Here is an 8098-nt window from a genome sequence, read left to right on the forward strand (position 1 = left end):
GCGATCGACCGGCTGCACGAAGAAGGACGCTACCGCGTCTTCATCGATATCCTGCGCAACAAGGGCGCTTTTCCGAATGCCCGCTGCTTCGCCGGCCACAACGGCCCGAAGCCGATCACCGTCTGGTGTTCGAACGATTATCTCGCAATGGGCCAGCACCCCAAGGTAATCGAAGCGATGGAAGAGGCGCTGCACGATGTCGGCGCCGGTTCGGGCGGCACGCGCAACATCGGCGGCAACACCCATTATCACATCGACCTCGAGCATGAACTGGCCGACCTGCACGGCAAGGACGGCGCGCTGCTTTTCACGTCGGGCTATATCTCGAACGAGGCGACGCTCGGCACGCTCGGCAAGCTGCTTCCCAATTGCATCATCTATTCGGACGAGCTCAACCACGCCTCGATGATCGCGGGCATCCGCAACTCGGGCTGCGAAAAGCGTGTGTGGCGCCACAACGACCTCGAACATCTTGAGGAACTGCTCGCTGCCGACGATCCCGAGGCCGCAAAGCTGATCGCGTTCGAGAGCGTCTATTCGATGGACGGCGACATCGCCCCGATCCACGCGATCTGCGACCTCGCCGAAAAATATAACGCCCTCACCTATTGCGATGAGGTTCACGCTGTCGGCATGTACGGCCCGCGCGGCGGCGGCATCAGCGATCGCGACGAGGCGGCGCATCGTATCACGATCATCGAGGGTACCCTCGGCAAGGCATTCGGCGTGATGGGCGGCTATATCGCCGCCGAGAAGAACATCATCGACGTGATCCGCAGCTATGCGCCGGGCTTCATCTTCACGACCAGCCTGTCGCCGGTGCTCGTCGCGGGCGTGCTCGCGAGCGTCCGTCATCTCAAGGCATCGAGCGTCGAACGCGATGCGCAACAGGCCGCCGCCGCGTACCTCAAGCAGAGCTTCCGCGATGCGGGCCTGCCGGTGATGGATTCGACGACGCATATCGTCCCGCTGATGGTCGGCGACCCGGTGCGCGCGAAGAAGATCAGCGACATCCTGCTCGCCGAATATGGCGTCTATGTGCAGCCGATCAATTTCCCGACCGTGCCGCGCGGCACCGAACGCCTGCGCTTCACCCCCGGCCCGGCGCATGACGAGGCGATGATGCGCGAGCTCACGCAGGCGCTCGTCGAAATCTGGGATCGGCTCGAACTGCAGCTTCTGAAGGCGGCGTGACGGGCGCACCCGGCTACGATGACGTCGTCGTCGGACGCCGCTCGATCCGCGGCTTCCTCGACAGGCCCGTTCCGCGCGAACTGATCGCCGAAATCATCGAGGTCGCGATGCGCGCGCCCTCGTCGTACAACAATCAGTGCTGGAATTTCTCGGTCGTCACCGGCGAGCCGCTGGCTGCGATCCGCCAAGGCAATACCGAAGGCATTCTCGCCGGCAAGCCCGACAGCCGCGAATTCCGCCGCTTCGACGGCAGCGCCGACGACCACCGCGCGCGCCAGATCGAGATCGCGAAACAGCTTTTCGGCGCGATGGGCATTGCGCGGGAGGACAAGGACGCGCGGCGGGATTGGGTGCTGCGCGGTTTCCGTCAGTTCGATGCGCCGGTCAGTATCGTCGTTACCTATGACCGCGTCCTCCTCGGCAGCGATATCGCGCCCTTCGACTGCGGGGCGGTCACCAATGCGCTCGTCAACGCGGCCTGGTCGCGCGGGCTCGGCTGCGTGATCAACAGCCAGGGCATCATGCAGAGCCCCGTCGTGCGCGAACATGCGCGTATCCCCGACGATCAGGTGATCATGATCTGCGTCGCGATGGGCTGGCCCGATGCCGCGTTCCCGGCCAATGCGGTGGTGTCGAACCGCAGGAGCGTCGCCGAGGCGGTGCGCTTCGTCGGGTTCGACGACTGATCGGCAGCTTCGACAAGACCCGAATGTGTCGCTAGGTTCGGCCGCGACTCCAGTCCCCTCAGCGCGAAAGTTTGTCATGCCGGCACAGCGTTATAGCTACGCAGCGATCACGCTCCACTGGCTCATCGCGCTGCTCCTTGCTTTCCAGATCGCGCTCGGCTGGGCGCTCGAAGGCAACAACAGCCCCGAACTGTTCGCGCGATACCAGTTGCACAAGTCGGTGGGCATCACGATCCTGCTGCTCAGCCTTGCGCGGCTCGCGGTACGGCTGTTCGCGCCACGTCCGCCGGCCTCCGACGGCCCGGCCTGGACGCGGATGCTCGCAGGCATCGTCCATTGGCTCTTCTATCTCGTGATGATTCTCGGTCCGATTACCGGCTGGCTACTCGTTTCGACCGCGCGTGTGGAGGTGCCGACGCTCCTTTACGGGGGCGTGCCCTGGCCATATCTGCCCGTCGGCCGCGCCTGGCACGAACCCGCCGAGGCGATCCACGGTGCAATGGCGTGGCTCGCGATCGGGCTGTTCCTGCTTCATATCGCTGGCGCGCTTCGACATCAGTGGGTACTCGGCAAGCCCGAACTTCAGCGGATGATCCCCTTCGCGCGCGGCAGGGCGGTGGGCGCGGGCATCGGCACGCTCGCGCTCGTGATCGGCGCGATGGTCGCCGGCAAGGCGGTTTACCCGGACAAGGGCCATGCGGTCGAAAAGCCGGTCGCCGCACCGCCGGTTGCCGCCGCGCCGGCGAAGCCCGCAGTCGCAGAGGAAACCCCCGTCGCCGAACCCGAAGTCGCCGAACCCCAAAAGGAAAAACCCGAAGATCGCGCGCAGCCGCTCGCCGAATGGGCCGTCGCATCGGGCGGACGGCTCGGTTTCACCGCGCGCTGGAATGGCGAAGCGGTAAACGGTGGCTTTGGCCGATGGCGCGCCGCGATCCGTTTCAGCCCCGACGATCTCGCAGGGTCGACCATCCGCGTAACCGTCGATCTTGCGTCCGCCGATACCGGCGATGACCAGCGCGACGATTCGCTGAGGGGCAGCGACTTCTTCGACACCGGCGCGCATCCGGATGCGGTCTTTACCGCGCGCGATATCCGCCACCTCGGCGGCGACCGCTACGAAGCGCGCGGAACGCTCGCCCTGCGCGGCACAGCGAGGCCCGCGACCCTGCGCTTCACGCTGCGTATCGAGGGCGACCGCGCGCGCGTTGCCGGCACCGCACGCATCGACCGCACCGCCTTCGGCGTCGGTCAGGGCGAATGGGCGGCGACCGACGCGATCGCCGCCAACGTCGATATCGATTTCTCGTTCAGCGCAACGCGACCGGCGGCCTGACCGTCATTCGCGTGCATATCGGTCGCAAAGCCTAGCGCGGCCTCCGGTCGAGCCGCAGCGACCAGGCATAGCCGCCATAGAGACGCGTAACGGACAGGCGTCCGCCCGTGTCGCTCGCCACTTCGCGCGCGGCCTCGATCAGCATCGCGCGCGGCTCGACGTGAAAGCGGGCAAGCCAACCCAGAAGCACCGCGCGCCACCAGTCAGGCAGCCCCTCCTGCTGGCCGAAATCGACGATATGGAGCGATCCATAGGCCGCCAAATGGCGCATCGCTTCGCGCATTGCGCCCTGCCAGTCCGGGATCATCGACAACGTGTAGCTCTGGAAAATGCGGTCGAATCCGTCGATCCGGAACAGCGCTTTCGCGTCGAAGCCCGTTGCGTCGCCCTGCGCGACGTGGACCCTGTTGGCGAGCCCTGCGCGAGCGATCGATCTTCGCGCGCTCTTCAGCATCTCGTCCGAAATATCGATGCCGTAAAAGCGTGCGCCGGGCCAACAGCGCGCGGCGGCGATCAGGTTGCGCCCCGTTCCGCAGCCGATTTCGAGGACGCGCGCGCCGATGGGCGGCGTCAGTTCGTCGATCAGCCGGTCGCGTCCGAGCAGATAATATTTCCGGGTGAAATCGTAGATATGACGTTGCCCGCGGTAAACGCCGTCCATCAGCGCGGCATGCCCCTCCCTCTCGTGCATGCTCAGCCCTTCAGGACATAGAGATGTACGCCGCCATAGATCGCCGACCGGTCGCGGCGCGTGTAGTCGAGCGAGGCGTCGGCGCGATAGTCCCAGCGGCTCAGCAGGTCGTCGGGCAGGCGCCCGGGCAGCAGGCTCGGTTCGGCGGCCGTGCGGAACAGCACTCGCGCCCCGGGGCGCGCGGTGCGCGTGACCTCGCTCCATAGCTGCGTCAGCTGCACGTCGCTCATCCAGTCCTGCGCATCGAGGAAGACATAGCGGTCGAAGCTCGCAGCATCGGCGGCCGCCAGCATGTCGGTCATGTTCGCGTGCAGCATCGTCACGCGCTCGGCGCGCGCTTTCACCCGGGCGTAATTGCCCGCCTGCAGATAGGGCGGCAGCGGCACCGTCACCCCCTTGCCATAACCGCGTCCGAAGGCCTGCCAGGCGAAATAATTTTCGTCGAGCGGGAAGTCGCACGCCAGCTTTTCGAGCCGCGCGCGGAGGACGTCGGCCATCGGCTTGCCGTCGGCAAGCGCGTCATATTGCGCCGGCGGAATGCCCAGACCGAACAGCGACGAGCGCTGGTCGGTGACCCAGCGGATGAATTTCCGGTCGAAGAAGGGCGCCAACTTCGCCTCGAAGATCGCGCGCTGCTCCTCGATTGTCCGTGCCGCGAGAAACTGCCGGGGGTCGACGCGATGCATCCGCGCGACCAGATGCGCGAGGCCGATGAAATTGCCGAGCAGGCCGCGTTTGTAGAGGCCTCGCGCGAAGCCGTTGATCCGGCGGCGCCCGACCAGGTCGCGCCCCTCCCAATAGCGGCGGCTCGTCTCGTCGAGGTGGGGGCGGACGAAGGCGCGATAATCGGCGATGTTCGCGCTGCTGTCGGCGTCGGCGAAGAAGCGGCGGAAGCTCAGATAATCGGGCAGCCGCTGGACCGCGACGCGCTTCAGATGGTTGAGGGCGACATGCGCGGTGTTGAGGTCGACCGCGACGATCTCGGCGGGATCGGCGGTGAGATAGGAAAAGACGTTGCAGCCGCCGCTCGCGATCGTCGCGATCCGGTTGCCCGGTTCGATCGCCAGCGCCTCCATGTCGACGACCGGGTCCTCCCATATCTGCGCATAGACGAGGCCCTTGAAGGCGAGCGCGAATGCGCGATCGAGCAGGCGTTGCTTCTGTTCGGCATCTTCGCGCACGACCGCGGCGGCGATCTTGCGATTGGGCTGGCTGGCCATGAGTCACGGGCTCCCGGAGATAGGTGGATCCGGGGCCGCGCATGGCAGCTCTTGTTGCGATTCCCGCGTCGTTTCGATGACAAATCGGCGACAGCGTCAAAAATCTTCTGCCGCCGTTTCGTCGATCAGTCGCGGCAATATCCTTCGCCGTCCTTGACGATCAGGCATTCCTTCTTTCCGGCAAGATATTTGAGGCCGGTTTCGTCGCCATTGCCGCGGCGCAGGCTCAGAGCTTCGGTGCCGCGCTTGAACTTGATGCCATGCTCGCTGTCTTCGCCGTCATAGGTACCCCTGGTGTCGAGGTCCGACTGCATCTCCAGCTTGTATTTGCCGGGTTCCGCGGGCGTGATCGTCGCATACATGCCCTCGACGCCGGTCCATTTGCCCGCCCAGCTCGCGAAGCGATGCGGCGCGGTCGCCGGGTCGGTGGCTTCCGTCCCTTCGGCGGGTGTCGTTTCGACCGGAACCTCGGTGGTCGTGGCATCGGTGGGCGCCGGTGCGGGCGCCTCGGCCTTTTCGCAGCCCGCCAGCAACACGAGCGCCGCAGCGCTCGCCAGAATCACGCTTTTCTGCATCTTGCTTCTCCTTCCCCGTCCAAACGCTCGGCCGCGGATAAGTTTCCGCGAGCCTATTCGGTGATGATCTCCGCGAATTTCAGCGGATCGACGTTGCCCCCCGACAGGGTGACGAGCGTCGCGTCGGTCAGCGAGACCTTGCCCGCGAGGACCGCCGCGAGCGCCGCCGCACCGCCGGGCTCGACGACGAGGTGCAGCCGTTCGAACACGAGCCGCATCGCGTCGCGCACTTCGCTCCGCGTCACCGCGACGCCCCTGACGCCGCGTGCCTGCAGCACCGCGAAGTTGATCGGCCAGGTCTCGGGCGTCTGCAGTGCGTCGCATTCGGTGGGATAAGTCATATCCTCGACCGACAATATCTCCCCCGCCGCGAGGCTGCGCGTCACATCGTCCCAGCCCTCGGGCTCGACCGCGACGATTTCGGCGTCGGGCAGTGCCAGCGCCAGCCCTGCCGAGAGACCGCCGCCGCCGCAGCACGCGACGACCTTGTCGGGCCCGGCGATCCCGCGCGCCCGCATCTGCGCCTTCGCCTCGATCCCCGCGCTCCCCTGCCCTTCGATGACCCACGGGTCGCCATAGGCGTGAACGAGCGTTCCGCCGCGTTCGGCGAGCAGCTTCGCCGCCACCGCATCGCGCGATTCGGTCGCCCGGTCATAGAGCACGACTTCGGCACCGAGCTTGCGTGTCGCGGCGAGCTTCATCGCCGGCGCGTTGCCGGGCATGACGATCGTCGCCCTGATCCCCAGCCGCTTCGCCGCCCAGGCGACGCCCTGCGCGTGATTGCCGCTCGATACGCCGACGACCCCTTCGGCCGCCTGCCGGGCCGACAGGTCGGTCAGCCGGTGCCACGCGCCACGGATCTTGAAGGCGCCGACGGGCTGGAGGCACTCGGCCTTGCACCACACCGTTCGGCCATCGATCTCGAGCGGAAGCAGCGGCGTCTGCGGCAGCAATGCAGCGACTTTCGCCGCGGCGCGTTCGACACCCGCGAGCGTCGGCGCGCGGTTCGGGTTCAGCAGGGGATCGGGGCTTTGTTCTGTCATGGCTTCGTCCTATAGGGCGCGGCATACAACACAAGCCGCAGCATAGCGGGCAGGAGATTTTTCATGAGCAAGGTTCTGGTGATCGGCGCAGGCGGCGTCGGATCGGTCGCGGTGCACAAGATGGCGATGAACCCCGACATCTTTCCCGACATCACGCTGGCGAGCCGCCGCAAGTTCAAGTGCGACGCGATCGCCGAGTCGGTCAAGGAACGTACCGGGGTCACGATCAAGACCGCCGAGGTCGACGCCGACCATATCGACGCGACCGCGGCGCTGATCCGTTCGATCGGCGCGACGCATGTCGTCAATCTCGCGCTGCCGTATCAGGATCTCACGATCATGGAGGCGTGCCTGTCGACCGGTGCGCACTATCTCGACACAGCCAACTACGAGCCGCGCGACGAGGCGAAGTTCGAATATCACTGGCAATGGGCGTATCAGGACCGCTTCAAGGACGCCGGGCTGATGGCGCTGCTCGGTTCGGGCTTCGACCCCGGCGTGACGAGCGTCTTCACGACCTGGCTCCGCAAGCATCATTTCAACCGCATCGACACGCTCGACATTCTCGACTGCAACGGCGGCGATCATGGCCAGCATTTCGCGACCAATTTCAACCCCGAGATCAACATCCGCGAAGTCACCGCGGTCGCGCGCCACTGGGAAAATGGCGACTGGGTCGAAACCCCGCCGATGTCGGTGAAGCAGGCATTCGACTTCGAGGCCGTCGGCCCGAAGAACATGTATCTCATGTATCATGAGGAGATCGAAAGCCTGAAGACGCACTTGCCGGAGATCGGGCGCATCCGCTTCTGGATGACCTTCGGCGATGCCTATATCCAGCACCTGACCGTGCTCCAGAATGTCGGCATGACGCGCATCGACCCGGTCATCTATGAAGGCCGCGAGATCATTCCGCTGCAGTTCCTGAAGGCCGTGCTCCCCGAACCGTCGAGCCTCGGCGAGACGACGAAGGGCAAGACCAACATCGGCGTCATCGCGACCGGCGTCGGCAAGGACGGCAGGGAAAAGACGCTCTACCTCTACAACATCTGCGACCATGAGGATGCGTTCGCCGAAACGGGCAATCAGGCGGTAAGCTATACCACCGGCGTACCGGCGATGATCGGCGCCGCGATGATGGTCACCGGCACCTGGTCGGGCGACGGCGTGTTCAACATGGAGCAGATGGATCCCGATCCCTTCATGGACATGCTGAACAAGCACGGCCTGCCCTGGCAGGTGAAGGAACTCGACGCGCCGCTCGATTTCTGAGAGCTGCCTTCCTCCATTCCGTCATCCCGGCCTTCGCGGGTACACCGATGTTATAACTCGCTGGAGATAATGATCTGACCACGC

General features: G+C 65.5%; 8 protein-coding genes. 4 read left to right on the forward strand and 4 right to left on the reverse strand.

What is annotated here, in order from left to right; all coding sequences use genetic code 11:
• The 3 genes from hemA to JHC57_RS19530 form a co-directional block, all read left to right on the forward strand.
• Positions 1-1194 (forward strand): 5-aminolevulinate synthase (hemA, locus tag JHC57_RS19520; RefSeq protein ID WP_294032227.1); only part of this gene is annotated, 1194 nt, incomplete at its 5' end.
• A complete protein-coding gene (locus JHC57_RS19525; RefSeq protein WP_294032229.1) occupies positions 1191-1880 on the forward strand; it encodes a nitroreductase in 690 nt (229 codons plus the stop codon). The genes hemA and JHC57_RS19525, both read left to right, overlap by 4 nt.
• 76 nt (positions 1881-1956) lie before the next feature.
• On the forward strand, positions 1957-3213 hold the full coding sequence (locus JHC57_RS19530; protein ID WP_294032231.1) for a YceI family protein: 1257 nt from the start codon (positions 1957-1959) through the stop codon (positions 3211-3213).
• A gap of 31 nt (positions 3214-3244) precedes the next feature.
• On the opposite strand, the gene JHC57_RS19535 is transcribed toward JHC57_RS19530, so the two are convergent.
• The 4 genes from JHC57_RS19535 to JHC57_RS19550 all read right to left on the reverse strand — a co-directional run bounded on the left by JHC57_RS19535 (position 3245) and on the right by JHC57_RS19550 (position 6742).
• Positions 3245-3904 (reverse strand): class I SAM-dependent methyltransferase, encoded by a 660-nt coding sequence (locus tag JHC57_RS19535; RefSeq protein WP_294032233.1) that lies wholly within the window; start codon positions 3902-3904, stop codon positions 3245-3247.
• Between the two features lie 2 nt (positions 3905-3906).
• A complete protein-coding gene (locus tag JHC57_RS19540; protein ID WP_294032234.1) occupies positions 3907-5124 on the reverse strand; it encodes a DUF3419 family protein in 1218 nt (405 codons plus the stop codon).
• Positions 5125-5249: 125 nt separating this feature from the next.
• Positions 5250-5699, reverse strand: coding sequence for a hypothetical protein (locus JHC57_RS19545; protein WP_294032236.1), 450 nt, complete (start codon positions 5697-5699; stop codon positions 5250-5252).
• A 53-nt stretch (positions 5700-5752) separates the two neighbouring features.
• Positions 5753-6742 carry a threonine/serine dehydratase gene (locus tag JHC57_RS19550; RefSeq protein WP_294032237.1) on the reverse strand — a complete coding sequence of 330 codons (990 nt, stop codon included), beginning with the start codon at positions 6740-6742 and terminating at the stop codon, positions 5753-5755.
• 63 nt (positions 6743-6805) lie between these two features.
• Between JHC57_RS19550 and JHC57_RS19555 the strand changes: the two genes are divergently transcribed.
• On the forward strand, positions 6806-8014 hold the full coding sequence (locus JHC57_RS19555) for a saccharopine dehydrogenase family protein (protein WP_294032238.1): 1209 nt from the start codon (positions 6806-6808) through the stop codon (positions 8012-8014).
• Positions 8015-8098: the final 84 nt, after the last annotated feature.

The organism is Sphingopyxis sp., from assembly GCF_016463645.1.
Taxonomy (GTDB): Bacteria; Pseudomonadota; Alphaproteobacteria; order Sphingomonadales; family Sphingomonadaceae; genus Sphingopyxis.

Bases quoted from the DNA above. Each gene is read 5' to 3' on its own strand.
- JHC57_RS19530 (WP_294032231.1), top strand. From the start codon at position 1,957: ATGCCGGCACAGCGTTATAGCTACGCAGCGATCACGCTCCACTGGCTC.
- JHC57_RS19535 (WP_294032233.1), bottom strand. From the start codon at position 3,904: ATGCACGAGAGGGAGGGGCATGCCGCGCTGATGGACGGCGTTTACCGC.
- JHC57_RS19540 (WP_294032234.1), bottom strand. From the start codon at position 5,124: ATGGCCAGCCAGCCCAATCGCAAGATCGCCGCCGCGGTCGTGCGCGAA.
- JHC57_RS19545 (WP_294032236.1), bottom strand. From the start codon at position 5,699: ATGCAGAAAAGCGTGATTCTGGCGAGCGCTGCGGCGCTCGTGTTGCTG.
- JHC57_RS19550 (WP_294032237.1), bottom strand. From the start codon at position 6,742: ATGACAGAACAAAGCCCCGATCCCCTGCTGAACCCGAACCGCGCGCCG.
- JHC57_RS19555 (WP_294032238.1), top strand. From the start codon at position 6,806: ATGAGCAAGGTTCTGGTGATCGGCGCAGGCGGCGTCGGATCGGTCGCG.